The sequence below is a fragment of the Zunongwangia pacifica genome (genome assembly GCF_023499215.1).
GTDB classification, from domain to species: domain Bacteria; phylum Bacteroidota; class Bacteroidia; order Flavobacteriales; family Flavobacteriaceae; genus Zunongwangia; species Zunongwangia pacifica.
Window position 1 is genome coordinate 88,248 of sequence record NZ_JAKHSK010000001.1, and the last position, 19,189, is coordinate 107,436.

General features: G+C 30.3%; 18 protein-coding genes and 1 pseudogene. All 19 read left to right on the top strand.

Annotated elements, in window-relative coordinates:
* Positions 1 to 34 precede the first annotated feature (34 nt).
* Positions 35 to 1,291, top strand: coding sequence for a sulfate adenylyltransferase subunit CysN (gene cysN / locus L1967_RS00435; RefSeq protein WP_249599743.1), 1,257 nt, complete (start codon positions 35 to 37; stop codon positions 1,289 to 1,291).
* A 2-nt stretch (positions 1,292 to 1,293) separates the two neighbouring features.
* The gene (gene cysQ / locus L1967_RS00440; protein ID WP_249599744.1) at positions 1,294 to 2,088 is read left to right on the top strand and encodes a 3'(2'),5'-bisphosphate nucleotidase CysQ; all 795 of its coding nucleotides are present in this window, start codon (positions 1,294 to 1,296) and stop codon (positions 2,086 to 2,088) included.
* Between the two features lie 36 nt (positions 2,089 to 2,124).
* Positions 2,125 to 3,519, top strand: coding sequence for a nucleotide sugar dehydrogenase (locus L1967_RS00445; RefSeq protein WP_249599745.1), 1,395 nt, complete (start codon positions 2,125 to 2,127; stop codon positions 3,517 to 3,519).
* Positions 3,520 to 3,996: 477 nt separating this feature from the next.
* On the top strand, positions 3,997 to 4,155 hold the full coding sequence (locus L1967_RS22430) for a hypothetical protein (protein WP_420856389.1): 159 nt from the start codon (positions 3,997 to 3,999) through the stop codon (positions 4,153 to 4,155).
* A pseudogene (locus L1967_RS22435) lies at positions 4,113 to 4,635 on the top strand (sugar nucleotidyltransferase). The gene L1967_RS22430 and the pseudogene L1967_RS22435 overlap by 43 nt, the downstream one beginning before the upstream one ends.
* A gap of 243 nt (positions 4,636 to 4,878) precedes the next feature.
* On the top strand, positions 4,879 to 5,901 hold the full coding sequence (locus L1967_RS00455; protein ID WP_249599746.1) for an NAD-dependent epimerase: 1,023 nt from the start codon (positions 4,879 to 4,881) through the stop codon (positions 5,899 to 5,901).
* A 19-nt stretch (positions 5,902 to 5,920) separates the two neighbouring features.
* Positions 5,921 to 6,475, top strand: coding sequence for an acyltransferase (locus L1967_RS00460; RefSeq protein WP_249599747.1), 555 nt, complete (start codon positions 5,921 to 5,923; stop codon positions 6,473 to 6,475).
* Positions 6,472 to 7,578: an acyltransferase family protein gene (locus tag L1967_RS00465; RefSeq protein ID WP_249599748.1), complete on the top strand. Its 1,107-nt coding sequence runs from the start codon at positions 6,472 to 6,474 to the stop codon at positions 7,576 to 7,578. Before L1967_RS00460 ends, L1967_RS00465 begins: the two co-directional genes overlap by 4 nt.
* An 11-nt stretch (positions 7,579 to 7,589) precedes the next feature.
* Positions 7,590 to 8,144: a serine O-acetyltransferase gene (locus tag L1967_RS00470; RefSeq protein ID WP_249599749.1), complete on the top strand. Its 555-nt coding sequence runs from the start codon at positions 7,590 to 7,592 to the stop codon at positions 8,142 to 8,144.
* Complete coding sequence (locus L1967_RS00475; RefSeq protein ID WP_249599750.1) at positions 8,141 to 9,574, top strand: lipopolysaccharide biosynthesis protein; 1,434 nt, start codon at positions 8,141 to 8,143, stop codon at positions 9,572 to 9,574. The genes L1967_RS00470 and L1967_RS00475 overlap by 4 nt, the downstream gene beginning before the upstream one ends.
* Entirely contained in the window at positions 9,564 to 10,772 is a 1,209-nt protein-coding gene (locus L1967_RS00480; RefSeq protein WP_249599751.1) for an O-antigen ligase family protein, read from the top strand. Before L1967_RS00475 ends, L1967_RS00480 begins: the two co-directional genes overlap by 11 nt.
* Positions 10,765 to 11,826, top strand: a complete 1,062-nt coding sequence (locus tag L1967_RS00485) for a glycosyltransferase (RefSeq protein WP_249599752.1) — start codon at positions 10,765 to 10,767, stop codon at positions 11,824 to 11,826. Before L1967_RS00480 ends, L1967_RS00485 begins: the two co-directional genes overlap by 8 nt.
* A 2-nt stretch (positions 11,827 to 11,828) precedes the next feature.
* Positions 11,829 to 12,350 (top strand): serine O-acetyltransferase, encoded by a 522-nt coding sequence (locus L1967_RS00490; RefSeq protein ID WP_249599753.1) that lies wholly within the window; start codon positions 11,829 to 11,831, stop codon positions 12,348 to 12,350.
* 54 nt (positions 12,351 to 12,404) lie between these two features.
* The gene (locus L1967_RS00495) at positions 12,405 to 13,493 is read left to right on the top strand and encodes a glycosyltransferase (protein WP_249599754.1); all 1,089 of its coding nucleotides are present in this window, start codon (positions 12,405 to 12,407) and stop codon (positions 13,491 to 13,493) included.
* A 2-nt stretch (positions 13,494 to 13,495) separates the two neighbouring features.
* Entirely contained in the window at positions 13,496 to 13,939 is a 444-nt protein-coding gene (locus L1967_RS00500) for a glycosyltransferase family 28 protein (protein ID WP_249599755.1), read from the top strand.
* Positions 13,936 to 14,421 carry a glycosyltransferase gene (locus L1967_RS00505; protein ID WP_249599756.1) on the top strand — a complete coding sequence of 162 codons (486 nt, stop codon included), beginning with the start codon at positions 13,936 to 13,938 and terminating at the stop codon, positions 14,419 to 14,421. The genes L1967_RS00500 and L1967_RS00505 overlap by 4 nt, the downstream gene beginning before the upstream one ends.
* Before the next feature lie 28 nt (positions 14,422 to 14,449).
* Entirely contained in the window at positions 14,450 to 15,793 is a 1,344-nt protein-coding gene (locus tag L1967_RS00510; RefSeq protein ID WP_249599757.1) for an undecaprenyl-phosphate glucose phosphotransferase, read from the top strand.
* Between the two features lie 60 nt (positions 15,794 to 15,853).
* Positions 15,854 to 16,642, top strand: a complete 789-nt coding sequence (locus L1967_RS00515; RefSeq protein ID WP_249599758.1) for a polysaccharide biosynthesis/export family protein — start codon at positions 15,854 to 15,856, stop codon at positions 16,640 to 16,642.
* 4 nt (positions 16,643 to 16,646) lie between these two features.
* A complete protein-coding gene (locus L1967_RS00520; RefSeq protein WP_249599759.1) occupies positions 16,647 to 19,037 on the top strand; it encodes a GumC family protein in 2,391 nt (796 codons plus the stop codon).
* Positions 19,038 to 19,189: the final 152 nt, after the last annotated feature.

The window sequence follows — 19,189 nt, forward strand, 5'->3', positions numbered from 1 at the left end:
AAACAGGTCCCTCGACCTTAAGATACAAATTACAATGGAAATTAGTAATAATCAGTTATTACGATTTACAACGGCGGGTAGTGTAGATGATGGGAAAAGTACTTTGATTGGAAGACTTTTATATGACTCAAAGTCCATTTTTGAAGATCAGTTAGCATCGGTTACCGCTACGAGTTCTAAAAAAGGACATGAAGGTGTAGATTTAGCTCTTTTTACAGATGGATTAAAAGATGAAAGAGAACAAGGGATAACCATCGATGTAGCTTACCGATACTTTACCACTCCCAAAAGAAAATTTATTATTGCAGATACTCCTGGGCATATTCAATATACTAGAAATATGGTAACAGGAGCTTCAACGGCTAATGCGGCAGTGATCCTTATTGATGCTAGAAATGGTGTCATCGAACAGACTAAAAGACATTCTTTTATTGCTTCTCTGTTGAATATCCCACATTTAGTAGTCTGTGTAAATAAAATGGATCTGGTAGAGTATTCAGAAGGCGTTTTTAATAAAATTACAGCGCAGTTTGAAGAATTCAGTAGTAAATTATTGATGAAGGATGTTCGGTTTATTCCAATTAGTGCTTTGGAAGGTGATAATGTGGTGAATAAATCAAAGAACATGGACTGGTATGCTGGTGGGACGTTATTGAATGTTTTAGAAACACTGCATATTAGTAGTGATATCAATAAGATTGATGCCAGATTTCCGGTGCAAACTGTTTTAAGACCCCAATCTGAAGAATTCAGGGATTATAGAGGGTATGCAGGTAGGATCGCCAGCGGAATTTATAGAAAAGGAGATGAAGTTGCTGTTTTACCTTCAGGCTTTACTTCAAAAATTAAATCAATCAATACGGGGGAAGTTGAAATCGAGGAAGCATTCGCGCCGATGTCGGTTGCCCTTACTCTTGAAGATGATATAGATATAAGCCGCGGGGACATGATTGTAAAGAAAAACAATCAACCGGAGCCCTCTCAGGAATTTGATGTGATGCTTTGTTGGTTAAATAATGATGCCGCAAAACCCAGAGCTAAGTATGTGATTCAGCATACCTCGAATGAAGAAAGAGCCATGATTAAGTCGGTTGTTTATAAAGTAGATATCAATTCTTACGAACGTGAAGAAGGAGATGATAGTTTGCAGATGAACGATATTGCACGAGTGAAAATTCGTACTACAAGAAGGTTGATGATCGATTCTTATCGGGATAACCGAAATACTGGGAGTATTATTTTAATCGATGAGGGCACAAACGAAACGGTAGCAGCCGGAATGATTATTTAATTGTGGAGTTAAAAAATAATTATTTAGATATTGCACTTCAGGCTTGTTTTAAAGCTTCTGAAGCTGTTATGAATATTTATAAAAAAGATGATTTTGGAGTTCAATGGAAAGTTGATGATTCTCCACTCACAAAAGCAGATCTAGAGGCTCATAATATTATAAAAATGGAGTTATCCCAAACAGGATTGCCTATTTTATCAGAAGAGGGACGCGATATACCTTTCGAAGAACGAAAATCATGGGAAACATTATGGATAGTAGATCCTATTGATGGAACGAAAGAATTTATAAAAAGAAGTGGAGAGTTTACTATAAATATTGCCTTGGTTACTCGAAAAAATCCAGTTCTTGGAGTAGTGTATGCACCAGCTTTAGGAATTATTTACTGGAATGATTGTTATCAAAATGCCTATAAACTTCAAAATGTGTATAGCAATGCTGATTTTAATGCAGCAGTTGATACAGCTAACGTGTTGCCGCTTAAAAAAGCTCATCATAACTATATAATCGCAACTAGTAAATCCCATCTTTCAGAAAAAACAAAAGATTTTATAAAACAGAAATCAGAAAATACCAAAGTTGAAATTTTAGCTAAAGGAAGTTCTCTTAAAATGTGTATGGTAGCAGAAGGAGCTGTAGATTGTTATCCACGTTTAGGGACTACTATGGAGTGGGATACTGCAGCTGCACACGCAATTTGTTTAAGTGCAAAAAAAAATATAAGGAATTATACCACAAATTTGGAACTGTCGTATAATAAAGAAACCTTGAAAAACGATTGGTTTTTGGCAAAATAATTTTGAATATAAATTTATCTAACTAAAAAAAATAATATGAAAGTAAAAAACATCTGTTGTATAGGTGCTGGATATGTTGGTGGCCCCACAATGGCCGTAATTGCTCAGAAATGTCCGGAAATTAATGTAACTGTGGTAGATCTTAATGAAAAGAGAATTGCAGCCTGGAATGATGAAGACGTTGAGAATATTCCAATTTATGAACCTGGACTTTCGGTAGTAGTAGAAGAAGCAAGAGGGCGTAATCTCTTTTTCTCTACAGATGTCGATGAAGCCATCGATAAAGCAGATATGATTTTTATTTCTGTGAATACACCGACCAAAACTTATGGTATTGGAAAAGGGATGGCAGCAGACTTAAAATATATTGAATTATGTGCACGCCAAATTGCTAGAGTAGCCAAAAATGATAAAATTGTAGTTGAAAAATCTACATTACCAGTACGAACAGCCCAAGCTCTTAAAAATATTTTAGACAATACAGGAAATGGTGTGAATTTTCAAATTTTATCTAATCCTGAATTTTTAGCTGAAGGTACTGCTGTTACTGATTTATTGGCTCCAGATCGTGTGCTTATTGGTGGAGATATTGATACAGAAAAAGGTCAAGAAGCGATGCAAACGCTTGTTGATGTCTATTCACATTGGGTTAAGCCTGATCATATTTTAACAACTAACGTATGGTCATCAGAATTATCTAAATTAACTGCGAATGCATTTTTAGCGCAACGAGTTTCTAGCATCAATGCCATGTCAGAACTTTGTGAAGTTACTGGGGCTGATGTTAATGAAGTTTCAAAAGCAGTAGGGATGGATACTCGAATCGGGCCTAAATTCTTACAAGCTTCAGTTGGTTTTGGTGGTTCTTGTTTCCAAAAGGATATATTAAATTTAGTATATATTGCTAAATCTTTTGGGCTGAATGAAGTAGCAGATTATTGGGAGCAAGTTATTCTGTTAAACGATCATCAAAAACGTCGTTTTGCAGCTAATATTGTAAAGACTTTATTTAACACAGTATCAGGTAAAAAGATAGCTATGTTAGGTTGGGCTTTCAAAAAAGATACTAATGATACTCGTGAAGCAGCTTCAATTTATGTAGCAGATTATCTATTAAATGAGCAAGCCGAAATTGTAGTTTATGATCCTAAGGTAACGGCGGAACAGATTTATGCAGATTTAGATTATTTGGGTACTAGAAGCTCAGAAGAAAATAGAAAATTAATAACTGTCGTTAATGATCCAGAAGTTGCTTGTGAAAAATCTCACGCAATTGCTGTTATGACTGAATGGGATGAATTCTTAGAATTAAATTGGGAAAAGATCTATGATTCCATGTTAAAACCTGCATTTTTATTTGATGGTAGACGTCTATTAAATAAGAAACAAATGAAAGATCTAGGTTTTAAATTATATACTATAGGAAATTAAATTTTCAATAAAAAAAGAGTACGAAAGTTTAAATAATATGCATTAATTATTTTATCGTTTTAATTGAAGTTTATATTAAATAATTTTAACCTAAAAAAGAAACATTTATAATTAAAAATTTTAGAGTAAGATGACTTAATTATTCTTTATAAAAAATGATATTTATTTTTATAAACTTTTTAAAAGACTGTAATTATAAAAACTTATTTGCTGCTGATAATAATAATTGGTAGTAAATAAGTTTTGCATATCAGTCAAATAATATAAGTAATAAGCTGACTTTTGTATATAGAAAGTTAGTTAGATTTTGAGTCTTAATTAATGGATTCTTAGTATCTAAACGGTTAATAAAGTCTTGATGGTTTCAACTGACTAATAAATATGAAAGGAATAATTTGAGTGGGAGGTTCAGGTACGAAATAATATCCCATAACAAAAGGTGTTTCTAAGCAATTGCTAAATATTTATGATAAGCCCATGATTTATTATCCGCTATCGGTTTTAATGTTAGCAGGAATAAAAGAAGTTTTGGTTATTTCCACTCCTTATGGTTTAGATAATTTGGTAAACTTTTGGGTGATGGTAATATCGGGATGCATCTTGAATATAAACAGCAACCCTGTCCAGAGGGTTTAGCACAAGCATTTATAATTGGAGAAGAATTTATAGGTAATGATGATGTATGCTTAATATTGGGAGATAATATATCTTATAGGGGTTAACAGAATTACTCACGAATTCTTTAAATAGATTGAGAGATAATAAAGAGGCTACTTACTGTATTTGGTTATTATGTTACCGATCCTGAGCGCTATGGTGTAGCTGAGTTTTATAAAGAAGGAAATGTGACATCAATAGAAGAAAAACCAGAAATTCCTAAAAAGTAATTATGCTATTGTAGGTCTGTATTTTTATCCTAATTCTGTAGTAGATATTGCTAGATCTATACAGCCAAGCGATAGAGGAGAATTAGAAATAACTTCAATTAATGAAGAGTATTTAAATAGAGGAAATTTAAAAGTTGAATTAATGGGTAGGGGATATGCATGGCTAGATACAGGAACTCATGAGTCTATTTTAGAGGCCTCTAACTTTATCCAGACTATAGAAAAATGACAAAGTTTAAAAGTTGCTTGTATAGAGGAAACAGCTTACGATAAAGGTTTTATTGATGAGATGAGGAACAGTTAATAAAGGTAGCTCGTGAGTATAATAAAAATGATTACGGAAAGTATTTATTGAAAAAAGGATTTAATAAACAAGGTTAGTTTAAAAAAACTTAATTAATAAATTTTTAATTTCTTACAAGCATTAATAATGAGTGTTTGATTTTATTAAGATATATAAAAATTATAAACTATGAAAATATTGGTTACAGGAGCTGCAGGCTTTATAGGTTTTCATTTATCAAAAAAATTACTAGAAAAAGGTCATACTGTTGTTGGGCTTGATAATATAAATGACTATTATGATACTAATTTAAAATACGCAAGATTAAATGAGTTAGGCATATCAAAGGAAAATGCTCAAAATTGGAATGAAAAAAAGAGCTCGGAACAACAAATCTCTGAAAAGTTTTCTTTCATTAGAATGAACTTAGAGAATAGAATAGCTTTGCCGGAATTATTTGATCTGGAAAAATTTGATATAGTATGTAATCTAGCCGCTCAAGCAGGAGTTCGATATAGTATAGAGAATCCAGAAAGTTATATTGATAGTAATGTTGTTGGCTTTTTAAATTTATTAGAATGTTGTCGACACCATAAAATTGATCATTTATTGTATGCTAGTAGTTCTAGCGTTTATGGTGAAAGTACGAAAAAAGTTTTTTCTGTAGAAGATAGAGTGGATCACCCGATAAGTTTATATGCCGCTACAAAGAAGAGTAATGAATTGATGGCATTTACTTATAGTCATCTTTATGGTATTTCAACTACAGGTCTTCGATTTTTTACAGTTTACGGTCCTTGGGGACGTCCTGATATGGCATTATTTTTATTTACTGAAGCAATATCTAATGGTAAACCTATAAAAATATTCAACAATGGAGAAATGAGTAGAGATTTTACTTATATTGATGATATTGTATCTGGAATCGAAATTTTAATAGATAAAAAACCACAGGAAAATAAAGAAGTACCATATTTTTTAGCAAATATAGGAAATGGAAAGCCTCAACCTTTGATGGCATTTGTTGAAGCAATAGAAAATAGTCTCGAAAAAACAGCTGAAAAAGATTTTTTACCTATGCAGCCAGGAGATGTCCCTAGAACTTCAGCTGATGTACATGAATTAGAATTATTGGGTTATAAGAGTACAACTGAAATAAAAGAAGGAGTTCAAAAATTCGTGGAATGGTATAAAAAATATTATAAATCTTAAGACGATTAATAATTCCTTTATGATTAAGAAAATTGTAAAAAAAATACGTCACTTAAAGTGGATTTTTTTCTCCTTAGAAAAACAAGCTTGTTCAGTAGGTGTTCAGATGGGAAAAAATAATTTTATAGCTTCTAAATTCTGGAGTACTGAGCCATATTTAATTACAATCGGAAGTAATTGTCAGATTACCAATGGTGTTAAATTTTTTACACATGGGGGAGCGGGAGCAGTGAGAAAGTTTTATCCTGAATTTGATTGTTTTGGGAAAATAAAGTTAGGAGATTATGTTTATATAGGGAATAATTCACTTATTATGCCCGGAGTTTCAATAGGGGATAATGTTTTAATTGCAGCAGGGAGTGTAGTGGTTAAATCTATACCTGATAATTGTGTTGTTGGAGGTAATCCCGCTAGTTTTATTTGTACAATAGATAGTTATATAAATAAAAATAAAAAATTCAACCTTAATACGAAAAAAAATAGTGCAAGCGAAAAGAAAAAAATACTTCTTTCACTTTCTACAGAAAAGTTTATAAAAAAGAGAGATATAAAAATAAATAGTATTGATTTATGAAAAGAAGAATTTCAGCTTTAGATAGTTTTAGAGCTTTAGCTATATTGGCTGTTTTACTTTATCACTATTTTTCTCGGTGGACTTATCCAAAAAATGACATATCACTATATCCTTATGATGATGCATATGATTATTTTGGATATGCATATTTAGGAGTTGAGTTTTTTTTTATAATTAGTGGATTTGTGATTTTTTTTACTCTTGAAAAAACTTTGAACTTAAAAGTATTCTGGAAAAAAAGATTTATTAGGCTTGTGCCTCCTATTATTTTTGCCTCAGTTACTACATTTATTTTTGTTAAACTTCTAGATGATGAATCTTTATTTTTAAATTCAAATCAATTTAAAAACTTTATACCTAGTATTACTTTTATATCTCCTCAGATATTAAAAACAATTTTTAAAGGAAATTGGGGATATATTGATGGATCTTATTGGAGTTTATGGCCAGAAATTCAATTTTATGCATTATCAAGTATATTATATTTTTTAAATAAAAAGAGATTCGTTTTTAATTATATAGCAGTATCTTCTGCTATTATTTGTTTAAATACACTAGTTAAATTTTTTAAACAAACTCCTAAGTTTAATTTGCTACCTGAAAGCTTTTTCCATTACTACCAAATTATATTTGATAAAGGTTTTAATTTAGTCAACTACATTCCTTTTTTTAGTTTAGGTTTTATATTTTATATTTTTTACAAAAATCATCACGATAATGTAAAAACATGCTTGATAAATAAATTATATTTGGCATTTCTTATTTTATATGTTCTATTTATATATGGAGGAATTGATGAATCTTTTATTATAAGAATTATTTATGCTTGCATGCTAGTTCTTTTTTATGTATTTATATATCATCCAGAATATTTACGTTTTTTTGAAAATAAATTTTTAGTTAGGATAGGTGTTTCTTCTTACTTTTTATATTTAATCCATCAAAATATCGGAGTTTTAATTATTCATTATTGGGGAAGCAACAATTATGGCTTTATAGTTCCATCACTTTTGGTTTTGAGTTTGATTCCTTTAAGTATATTTTATTCTGAAAAAATAGATAGACCAGTTGGGAAGTGGTTACGTAATAGATTGATTAAATGATATTAGTATAGATGATAAAATCCAAAAAAGATTTAAAAAGATATTTAAATGAGGACTTGAAAGAATATCCCTCAAAAAATTTATTTTTATTATGGTTGAAGGGTAGCGAGAGTCTTTTAATTGTATCATTTATGATTTTTCTTAGACATTATGAGTATTATTATAATGTAAAAAGTAAATCAATAATCCATATTTTCAAAAAGCAAGTTTGGAGATTCTTATACAGACATGCTCAATTAAAATATTCATTTTATGTAGGTGTGAATGTAGCAGGTCCAGGTTTTAAATTAATACATCCTGGTTTTCGTCATTTAATGAAAGTAGGAAGTATAGGTAAAAATTGTACTGTTTTACCTATGGTGCTTATAGGAAAGAAAAAACCAAATACAAATTCCAAAATAACTATAGGTGATAATTGTTATATAAGCACTGGGGTTACTTTGTTAACACCTTTAAAAATTGGTAATAATGTTACTATAGGAGCTGGAGCTGTTGTAACTAAAGATGTACCTGATAATTGTACAGTTGCTGGAATTCCGGCTAAAGTGATAACTGTAAATAAATGAACTCATTATTAAAAAGTAAGTTATTATCTAATTTACTAGCATCACTATCCGGTAAATTTGGAACAATGCTCATCCAGTTAATAACCACAATGGTTTTATCTAGATTTTTAGCTCCATCTGCATTTGGTATTGTAGCAATGTGTACAATTTTCTTGAGTATTTCGGAAATGTTGATTGATTCGGGTATGGCTGGTTCTATAATTTATCATAAAGATGTTGAAAAGATAGAACTTCATACTCTTTTTTGGACGAATATATTAATTAGTGTTGTAATCTATGTGATATTATATTTTACATCTGGATTTATTGCTGATTTTTATGACACTCCGGTATTAGCAGATATTATAAAAGTAATAGGTCTATCTAGTATAATACATTCTTTTTGCCTTATACAGAGCGCTTTGCTATCTAAAGAATTAAAGTTCAAATTACAGAGTAAGATTTTAGTTTATGCTGCAATTATGGCATCGTTAGGTGTGGTGGTTTTAGCTGTTTTAGATTATGGCGTATGGGCTTTGGTGGCACAGCCAATTTTATTAAAAATATTTCAAGTAGTTTTCTATTATATTTTTGGTGGCTATACTCCACGTTTATCATATTCTTTGAAATCACTAAAAAGGCATTGGAGTTTTGGTTCAAACTTATTGGGGAGCTCTATGTTAAAGTTAGTATATGATAATATATATGTACAGATAATAGGTAAAGTGGTTAATATAAATGATGCGGGATATTATTCACAAGCTAAACGTTTTAATGATATACCTACAAAGCTTATAGCATTTCCTTTAGAAAGAGTTATTTTTCCTAATCTTTTACAGTCATCAGATATTGTTGCTAAAATGAAAAAAATTAGTAAAGTTTTTTCATTTTTTATTATACCTATATTGTTTTTAGCTGCATTAGTTTCTAAGGAGTTGATTGTGATATTGCTAGGGTCTAAGTGGTTAGATTCGGGGTGGATGTTGTCATTTTTATTTTTAGGAAGTATAGGGGCTTCACTTGAAGCTTTAAATCGGAATTATATAAAAGCTAGTGGGAAAACAAATATTTTATTAAAGTTTGATGTTTATAAAAGAATTTTGAATTTCATAATTCTTTTTATAGGTATTTATTGGGCCATGTGGGGGATTTTGGTAGCTTTTATTGTTAATGGTATTATAGGATGGTTAATTAATTGTTACGCATTAAGTCTTTCTTTAGATTATAATTTTAAACATCAAATAAAGTATGTTTTTGAAATTACAATCTTGGCTATTATACCTTATTTTTTAGTTTACTTTTTTTTAGAGATAACAGATTTCAATGCTTTTCTAAACATTGTTGTTAAATCTACGGCTTATATGCTATCTTATATAATGCTACTAATCCTATTTAAGAGGAAAGAATTAGTATCTTACTTAGAAATGATTCGCAATAGAAATGCTAGATAGTGTAAAAACATATATAATTGATAGATGGATAATTATTTTATTATTTATCTTACCTCCTATTTTTGCTGTAGTTAATTTACCCGGTAAGTATGCTGTTATTTCTATTATGTTTTTGGTAGCTCTAATATACTATCTTAAATATAATGCATTAAGAACTTTAGCTTTATCATATCCATTATTTTTATGGTTAATTCTAACTTTATACCACTGGGGTAATGCGGTTAATAAAAAAGTCCCTGGGGTTGATTTCGTAGATTTATTGCACGGTATAAAAATTTATTCTTGTATTCTTATTTTTACATACTTAGCGCGAAAGAATTTTGAACAAACAATAAAATCTTTGTTTATATGTTTTATGGGGTATCTTCTTTTAAGTTTTGTGGTTAATGGAGGGGCTTCAAATGATGAATTTCATGGTAGAATGTCAGGTGTTATATTTGCTACAGAGCTAGGGCAGACAGCAGCTTTATCGGCTGTTTATATAGCTTATTATTCTTTGATTAAGAATTTAAGTAAATTGAAATCTGCATTTTACTATATGTTACCTTTATTAGTAATTTTATTTACACAAAGTCGAAATTCACTAGCTATGTTTTTTATTTGTATTATTGGACATGGACTAGCATATTCATATTTAAAAGGTAAACGAGTTAGAAATATAATTTTTGTACTTCTATTTTTTTCGATGTTAGGTTTTTTTGTTTTTGATCTAATTATAAAAGAAACAGATTTAGGAGAAAGATTAACCGATACCGAATCTGTAAGAGAATCACAAAAGAAGAATGATCTCGCAACAGGTACTCTCTTCGATACTGTTGTTGGAGATAGATTAAAGTATTATGTGTTAGGTTGGGAATATTTTACTGAATCTCCTTGGACAGGAATAGGGATGTGGAACTTTAAATTCAAAAGTAATGGGGATTATCCACTACATTCAGAATATATGGTTCACATAACAGAAGGAGGTATAATCGCTTTTGTTTTATGGGGACTTTTTTTGATATCACTCGTAAGAGGGGTAATGAGATCTAAACAGCCAAAATACTTAAAAGTTTTAGCACTTTTTTCTATAGCTGAAATTCTTTTTTGTGGTATTTATGCAAGAGTTTTCTTTTATGAGTTCTTTTATCCTGTAATAGGAGTTGCTTTATCCTTTTCGTCTTTTGGTAAACCTAAAACTGTATTAATAAATGAGTAAAAAGAAAAAGGTTATTTTTTTTGTTAATTATTATGCGGGTGGAGCCGAAAAAATGACTTTAAATATAGCCAGTTTTTTAGATGATACTACATATGAGAAAATTTTTTATATAGTAGGAAAAGATTTAGGACTTATTTCTAAATTTATACCAAAAACCTCAACGATTAAGTTTATAAAAGTAAAATCTTATAAAGATTTTTTAATTTTCAAAATATTTAAAGTAATAAAAAATGAAAAGCCCGATTTTGTATTTTCTTCATTAATGCCCATAAACTGGAGAGTTTGTATGGTCGGAGCTTTTTTTTATAGAGTAAAAATAATTATAAGGATCAATAATTATTTATATACACAATCCTTAATTCAAAAGATAAGGTTATTTCTAGCTTATAGATTTGCAAAAACTATTATTGTCCAAACTGATGAGATGAATAATGAGCATATTACCACTTTAAAGTTAAATAAAAATAAAGTTGTTACGCTTGCAAATCCTATAAATAAAAAAGCAATAGATAAAAAAATTGCTGTTTCAAATTGTTCACCATTTCCAGAGTCAACCATTAATTATGTGTTTGTAGGGAGAATAGATCCTGTAAAAGGTATAGATGTACTGCTGCAATCTTTCTCTAAAATTTTATCTACACAATTAAATGCCCATCTGTATATTTTAGGAGATACAGAAGGGATTTTTGAACCTTATTATCTCGAATTATTAGAATTGGCTCAGCGTTTAAAAATACAAAGTAAGGTTTTTTTTATGGGTTTTCAAGATAATCCATATAAATTCATGAAGTATGCAGATTGCTTAGTGTTGCCTTCTAAAAATGAAGGATTACCAAATGTAATTTTAGAAGCATTATATTTAGGAACACCAGTTGCGGCCACAGCTTCTATTCCGGTAATAAGCAGAATAATAAATAATGGTGTTGAGGGCTTTGTAGTTCCAGTAGATGATTATGATGCTTTAGCTGATGCAATGCTATCCTCAGTTAAATTAGGTAGAGTAGTTTGTGAATATACTTCAGCCACTAAGCAAGATTTTAGAAATTTATTTTAAATATGATGTCAGTAAGTAGAGATTTTAATGCATTGGCAGAACATTGCGGAAGTAAATTAAAAGTATTCGCTAAAATAATGTTTTATGTGGCTCTTTTTTTTAGAATAAGTCATTTTTTATATAAAATTAAGCTTGTTCCATTTAGTAGATTATTTTGGTTATTAAATAGAGTATTGTTTTCTATAGATATCGATCCTAGAGCGGTAATAAAAGGAGGGTTGGTTATTTTACATGGAGCAGGAATTGTTATTGGAAAATCTGTTATAATAAATGGAAATGTCAAAATTTATCAAGGTGTAACTTTAGGAGGTAACAATGGAAAGAAAAGAAAAGTTGGTGGGAGTTTTTTCTCTCAGCCCATTATAGAGGAAAATGTGGTAATAGGGATTAATGCTGTGGTTTTAGGTCCAGTAATTTTAGAGAAAAAAGTGAATATAGGAGCAAATGCAATTGTAACTAAAGATGTACCTGCTAATTCTACTGTGGTTTCCAATAATAAAATTTTAAATAAAAATAATTTATAAATTTAAGGTGTAATAGAGCTATATATCACATCTATATATTTCGGATAAAGAGTTATGAAAGTATTTTTTGTAATAAATTCTTCTAATAATGGGGGTGCTCCTAAAATGATAGTGACGCTGTATCAGGAGATGAAAAAAAAAATTCCTGAAAGTGAAATTATTTTTTTGAAAAAAATAGAATCGCAATATTCTCAAATAGCTGGAGCTAGATACCTAAGTAATAGATTAAATACACCAGTAGATTATATTAAAGTTTTTAGGAAGCTTTACAATATATTAAAAAAAGAAAAACCTGATGCTACTATTAGTTTTTTACCCTTAGCAAATATTTTTTCCAATGTTATCGGTAAACATTTAGGAATACCTATTCGTATTGCCTCTCAAAGAAATCCTCCATACATATATGGTAAAATTGTCCGTGTTATAGATAGGTATATTGGTGCTAACGGGTATTATACTCATAACATATGCAATTCAGTAGCAGGCATGAAGGCTTTTTATGATTATCCAGAATCATATAAAAAATTACTTGATGTAATTCGTAACTGTGTAGAACCAGCAGATTTTTCTATATCTAAAGAATCTGCAGTTAATAAACTTAATTTACCAAAAGATAAGCTTATTTTAACTTGTGTAGGTAGATTACATGATCAAAAAAATCATGATGTTTTGATAAAGACAATGCAATATTTAGAGAATACAGTTTTGTATTTGGCCGGAGATGGACCACTTCGAGAAAATATTATTTCCTTAATAAAGGATTTTAATGTTGGCGATAAAGTTGTCTTGTTAGGAGATTTAAATAGGGAGGACATTCGCTTATTGCTAAGAGCTACAGATATATTTGTTATCCCTTCTAAATATGAGGGACTTAGTAATTCTTTGATCGAAGCTATGTCTTATGGATTGCCTGTTATTTGTAGTGATATACCTAGTTTTACTAATTTCTTGAAAATTGAAGGAACTGATAGTTATGCAGGGATAATTGTTGAAAGTAACGACGAAAAAGATTGGAGTTATGCAATTGAAAGCTTAAAAGAAGACGTGAATTTAATAGAGCACTATCAAACTCTTTCTTTAGATAAAGTTAAAGATTTGACAGCTGAAAAAATGACGAATAAATATATTAATTTATTAAAATAATTATGAAAGTATTAGCGATTGCTTCTGTGGGAGGTCACTGGATTCAGCTACTTCGGTTAATACCTGCTTTTAAAGGATCAGAAGTTGTTTTTGTTAGCACTAAGCAAAGTTTTGGTAAAATGGTTTCTAATGAAAAATTTTATGCAATTGCTGATGGTAATCGATCTGATAAAAAAGGACTTTTCAAAGCGATAATGCAATTACGCAAGATTTTTTTGTTGGAGAAGCCCAATGTTGTAATAACGACAGGAGCTGCGCCAGGTTTAATGGCAATATTTATAGGAAAGCTTTTTAAAGCTAAAACAATTTGGGTTGATAGTATTGCAAATTGTGAGGAGCTCTCGATGAGTTGTAAAATTGCAAAAAAAGTAGCGGATCATGTCTATACTCAATGGCCCCATCTAGCTGACGATAAGGTTAAATTTAAAGGAAATGTTTTAAAATGATATTTGTTACAATAGGAACTCAAGAGCCATTCGATAGGCTGATAAAGAGTATGGATGAAATAGCTGAATCTGTAGGAGAAGAGGTAATAGCACAAGTTTCAACTAAAACGAAACTTAATGTAGAACATATGACTGTTTTGGATTTTCTTCCTCCCCAAGAATTCAATAAATTATTTGAAAGAGCTGATTTGATAATAGCACATGCTGGGATGGGAACTATAATTTCTTCATTAGTAAAATCGAAAAAAATTATAGTTTTTCCAAGAGAAAGAAAGCTTGGAGAACACAGAAGTGATCATCAAATTGCAACTGCTAAATATTTTGAAGAATTAGGTTATGTTGATGTAGCAAAATCTAAAGAAGAATTATATGAAAAAATAAAAATAAAGCAGCGAGACGAAAAAGAAATAAAATTAAAGATTGGTGATTATGCTTCTGAAAATTTAATTGACGATTTGAAAAAGAATATACAATCAAACTAATAGCTTTTAAAAATCGCAAAGAAATACTATGAGAAAGTCTTCTTTAATTGTACCAATTTCTATTTTAGTTCATTTATTTATTATAAATGCATCATTATATTTTCTCACCGCATCAACTTATTTAAGTCTGGTCTCTATTACGTATTATAATATAAGTTGGTTGTTAATTTCTTTTGCCCTTAACTTTTACCCTACTAAGAGGACTGAACGGTTTTTTACAAATTTTCATAAGCTACTTTATTTATTTATGATTTATACGTTAGCTTATTTTTCTAATTTAGCTTTTCGAGTAATAGATTATAGTGCTATTTATCAATTGAAGGTTCTATTGGTGGTTTTTGGTTCAATTACGGTATATCGTTGGATCTTTTATTATTTGCGAAATATCTACCGTGCAGAAGGAGGGAATTTAGCTAGTGTCGTTGTAATTGGTCGAGATCGAAAATTAAAAAAAATTAGACAAGTTTTCGATATGCCAGAACTTGGTTATAGGTATCTGGGGTATTTTGATAACAATAGCTCGAAGAGTATAACTTATCTAGGCAAAATAGAAGATTGTATTCCGTACTTACGAAAAGAAAATGTCGAAGAAATATATTGTATGGCCTCCAGACTTACTTCCGAAGAACTCAGTAGTTTAATTAATTATGCCGATAACAATCTTAAACGTATAAAAATTATTCCGGATAATAAAGAGATTTATACTAGAGCTATGAATGTTGAGTTGTTTGGAAGTGTGCCGGTTTTGAATCTAAGAAAATTACCTTTGGATACGGATGTTGCTAAATATTCCAAGCGGGCATTTGATATTGTTTTTTCTTTATTGGTATGTATTTTTATTCTTTCATGGTTAGTGCCTATTATTGGTGTCTTGATAAAGATAGAATCTAAAGGGCCTGTTTTTTTTAAACAAAAAAGACATGGTTTTAATAAAGAATCTTTCTTCTGTTATAAATTTCGGTCGATGGCGGTTAATAAAGAAGCGAATACCAAAATGATGACCAAGAATGATACCCGTTTGACTAAAATAGGTAAGTTTATTCGAAAAACGAGTATCGATGAATTACCTCAATTTATTAATGTGTTTAAAGGAGATATGAGTGTAGTTGGGCCGAGACCTCATATGGAAGCTCATACTAAAGAGTACCAACATTCCGTTGATAAATATTTAGTTCGTCATTTTGCTAAACCGGGTATTACAGGATTAGCTCAGGTTAAGGGGTATCGAGGAGAGATTGTACAGCAGTCTGATATTATAAATAGAACACGTTTAGATATTTTTTATGTTGAAAAATGGTCCCTGTTGTTAGATATAAAGATAATTGTTAAAACCGTTCTAAACGCAATTAGAGGAGAAGAAAAAGCATATTAAGAAAACTGAATTTATTTTACCGTATTAAAAAAACTATATTAGCCAAAAATACTACAGATTTTGAAATTAAGTTTATTTTATTTTTTATTGATAGGTGTTCTTGTCACCTCTTGTGTGTCTCGAGAAGAAATTGTTTACTTCCAAGATATGGAAAATTTACAAGTGCAAACTAATTCTACACAAACTTTTAATAACTTACAAATAAAGCCTAATGATAGGCTGGCTATTACTGTGTCTGCAGAAGAAATTGAAGCAACTATGCCATTCAATTTACCATATCTAGGTAATAGCGTAGGAAGTCAGAATGGAGAAATTCGAGTAAGTGGTACACCAACTTTGCAAACCTATTTGGTAAATAGTGATGGAGAAATACAATTTCCGGTATTAGGTTCTTTAAAAGTAGCTGGTTTAGATCGGAAAGAAGTTTCTAAGAAATTAGAAAATGAAATAGCAGAATATGTACAAAACCCGATAGTGAATGTTCAAATAACAAATTTTCAAATTAGTGTGTTAGGAGAAGTGAATCGTCCCGGTACATTTGCTATTACCGATGAATATGTTAGTTTGCCTAAAGCATTGGGGCTAGCGGGTGACATGAGTATCTATGGAAAGCGTAAAAATGTTTTGGTAGTTAGAGAAAAAGAGAATGGGCAGAAAAAATATGCTTATTTAGACTTAACAGATGCCAATGTCATCAATTCTCCATATTATTATTTACAACAAAACGATGTTGTATATGTTGAACCTAATGGACCACAAAGACAGTCTGCTAGTTACAACCGAAATGCTTCTGTATATATATCTATAGCTTCGGTTTTGGTTTCACTTGTCGTATTAATAACCCGATAATTTTATGAACGAGAATACTAATTTCCAGGAAGAAGAAATTAACATTCGAGAAGAACTCGAGAAATATTTAAAATATTGGCCTTGGTTCGTAATGTCTGCTGGGATAGCGTTAATTCTGGCTTTTTTCTATTTAAAATTAGCAACACCAATTTATTCGACAACTGCTAGTATTATCATAAAAGATGAGGATACTAAATCTCCAGCAACTTCTGGTCTGTCTTCTTTTGCTGATTTAGGAGTACTCGAAGGTTTAAAAACAAGCAGTATCGAGAACGAGATTGGGTTGTTGGAATCTAAGCGGATGATGACTAAAACTATCAAATCTTTAGATTTAAATATTCAATATTATTACTCAGATTTTTTAATTACAAAAGAACTCTATAAAAATAACCCTTTTAAAGTTAGTATTTTAAGTCTTAATGATGAAGATTTAAATAAAGCTGTAGAAAATGAAATTAATTTTTTTACCATTAAAGAGAATAAAGAAGGTTTTGAAATTTATTCTGAAAATATTGATAAAAAGTTAAAGGGTAAATTTGGAGATCCTTTAAATATAGGTTTTGCGGATATAGTTATTCGAAAAAATACTAATTACATACAACCAGAAAAAGATAGTGGGGAGTTTAGTTTTAAGATTTCCAACCTTGAAAATATCGTTGCGGTGTACAAATCAAAATTAAAAGTTGCATTGGTCGATGATAATTCAACTTTAATAGATCTAAGTTTAGATGATCATATTCCTGCAAAAGCTCAAGATATATTAGATCAATTAATAGTAGAGTATAATAAAGAAGCAATAATCGATAAAAATTTAGTAGCTTCTAATACCGCTGAATTCATTGATGAACGCTTAAAAGTAATTAATTCAGAGTTAGATTCAGTTGAAATAAATAAAGAAGAATTTAAAGAAGATAAAAAGCTAACTGATATAAAGGCTGAATCTGAGATTTTTTTAAATAACGCAAGTGATTTTAAAAAAGAGCGACAAAGAGTTACCACTCAATCGCAATTAGCAAAGGCGATGTTGGATTTTTTACAAAAAGGAGATAATTCGGATCTATTGCCTATGAATTTAGGAATAGAAGGAGAAGGTGTCAACCAACAGATTTCAGATTATAACGAATTAGTCTTACAGCGTAATCGAATTTTAGAATCCTCTACAGAAAAGAACCCAGTTATTAAAAATTTAGATCGTCAGATTAATCAAACACGTTCTGTGGTTACGCAAAGTTTACAACGCTTAAAATCCAATTTAGATATATCGTTAAATGAGCTAGAAAATGAGTCAGAATTAATCCAATCTAGAATTTCTGATGTTCCATCTATGGAACGTACTTATCGAGGAATAGATCGTCAGCAACAAATTAAAGAAGCACTATATTTATTCTTACTGCAAAAAAGAGAAGAAAATTCGTTATCATTAGCTGTCACGGCACCCAAAGCAAAAATTGTGGATAATGCTTATACTAACGTGAATCCCGTAGCTCCAAAATCTAAATTGGTATTGTTAGGAGGATTGGTAATAGGTTTGTTAATTCCATTTGGAATTATTTATGGTAAAAATCTTCTTAATAATAAGGTGAAGAATAGAGGGGATTTAGAAAGAAAAGCAAAACAAATTCCAATAGTTGGTGAAATTCCCAGAATTGATAAAAAAGAGAATCATTTAATCACCGAGGCAGATCGTTCGGTGTTAGCCGAGTCCTTTAGGATTGCAATTACCAACATGCAGTATTTACTGATTAATAAAACTGATAAGCAAAAGGGGATTAAAATGTTGGTTACATCCACGGTTAAAGGAGAAGGGAAGACGTTTACTTCTATAAACTTAGCATTGACTCTTGCGAATATGGGCAAAAAAGTAATTGTGGTAGGAGCAGATTTACGTAATCCTCAGCTGCAGCGGTATGATGTGGGATCAAGGAAACACTTGGGGGTTAGTGATTATTTAATTAATGAAGATTTACAATTAAATAATCTTATTGAGCAAACGAAATTTAATAAGAATTTAGACTTTTTGACTTCAGGGAGCATACCTCCAAATCCTTCAGAATTATTAAGGCATCGTAGACTCGGGGAGATGTTGGGTATGCTAGAAGAGCAATACGATTATATAATTCTTGATACAGCACCTTGTATGCTTGTCGCTGATACTTTCTTGATCAGCCAGTATGCTGATATTACGCTTTACGTGGTAAGGGCCTCATACACAGAAAAAGCTTTATTGCAATTCCCAATTGATTCTAAGGAGGCAGGAAAGTTGCATGACATTAGTTTTGTGTTGAACGATGTGGACACCGCGAACTTTGGGTACTATGGGAATAAATATGGCTATTCGTATGGATATTCTGAGGATGAAAGTTTTATAGATAAAATCAAGAAGTATTTTGATTAAAATATAGATTTTATTAATCTTATTATTTTTTTTATTTAAAGTGTGAACTTTTTAATTTTATTTTTTATATGTTATTAATTTAAATGAATTTGATAAAACTTTAAATTAGATTCAAAGATTTGTGGTTAAATGTTTTAAATACAAGATATTTT

Excerpts from the sequence above, each read along its gene's own strand:
- L1967_RS00455 (WP_249599746.1), top strand. The coding sequence starts at position 4,879 with ATGAAAATATTGGTTACAGGAGCTGCAGGCTTTATAGGTTTTCATTTA.
- L1967_RS00490 (WP_249599753.1), top strand. The coding sequence starts at position 11,829 with ATGATGTCAGTAAGTAGAGATTTTAATGCATTGGCAGAACATTGCGGA.
- L1967_RS00500 (WP_249599755.1), top strand. The coding sequence starts at position 13,496 with ATGAAAGTATTAGCGATTGCTTCTGTGGGAGGTCACTGGATTCAGCTA.
- L1967_RS00480 (WP_249599751.1), top strand. The coding sequence starts at position 9,564 with ATGCTAGATAGTGTAAAAACATATATAATTGATAGATGGATAATTATT.
- L1967_RS00445 (WP_249599745.1), top strand. The coding sequence starts at position 2,125 with ATGAAAGTAAAAAACATCTGTTGTATAGGTGCTGGATATGTTGGTGGC.
- L1967_RS00460 (WP_249599747.1), top strand. The coding sequence starts at position 5,921 with ATGATTAAGAAAATTGTAAAAAAAATACGTCACTTAAAGTGGATTTTT.
- L1967_RS00520 (WP_249599759.1), top strand. The coding sequence starts at position 16,647 with ATGAACGAGAATACTAATTTCCAGGAAGAAGAAATTAACATTCGAGAA.
- L1967_RS00505 (WP_249599756.1), top strand. The coding sequence starts at position 13,936 with ATGATATTTGTTACAATAGGAACTCAAGAGCCATTCGATAGGCTGATA.
- L1967_RS00465 (WP_249599748.1), top strand. The coding sequence starts at position 6,472 with ATGAAAAGAAGAATTTCAGCTTTAGATAGTTTTAGAGCTTTAGCTATA.
- L1967_RS00475 (WP_249599750.1), top strand. The coding sequence starts at position 8,141 with ATGAACTCATTATTAAAAAGTAAGTTATTATCTAATTTACTAGCATCA.
- L1967_RS00470 (WP_249599749.1), top strand. The coding sequence starts at position 7,590 with ATGATAAAATCCAAAAAAGATTTAAAAAGATATTTAAATGAGGACTTG.
- L1967_RS00495 (WP_249599754.1), top strand. The coding sequence starts at position 12,405 with ATGAAAGTATTTTTTGTAATAAATTCTTCTAATAATGGGGGTGCTCCT.
- L1967_RS00485 (WP_249599752.1), top strand. The coding sequence starts at position 10,765 with ATGAGTAAAAAGAAAAAGGTTATTTTTTTTGTTAATTATTATGCGGGT.
- L1967_RS22430 (WP_420856389.1), top strand. The coding sequence starts at position 3,997 with ATGATTTATTATCCGCTATCGGTTTTAATGTTAGCAGGAATAAAAGAA.
- L1967_RS00510 (WP_249599757.1), top strand. The coding sequence starts at position 14,450 with ATGAGAAAGTCTTCTTTAATTGTACCAATTTCTATTTTAGTTCATTTA.
- cysN (WP_249599743.1), top strand. The coding sequence starts at position 35 with ATGGAAATTAGTAATAATCAGTTATTACGATTTACAACGGCGGGTAGT.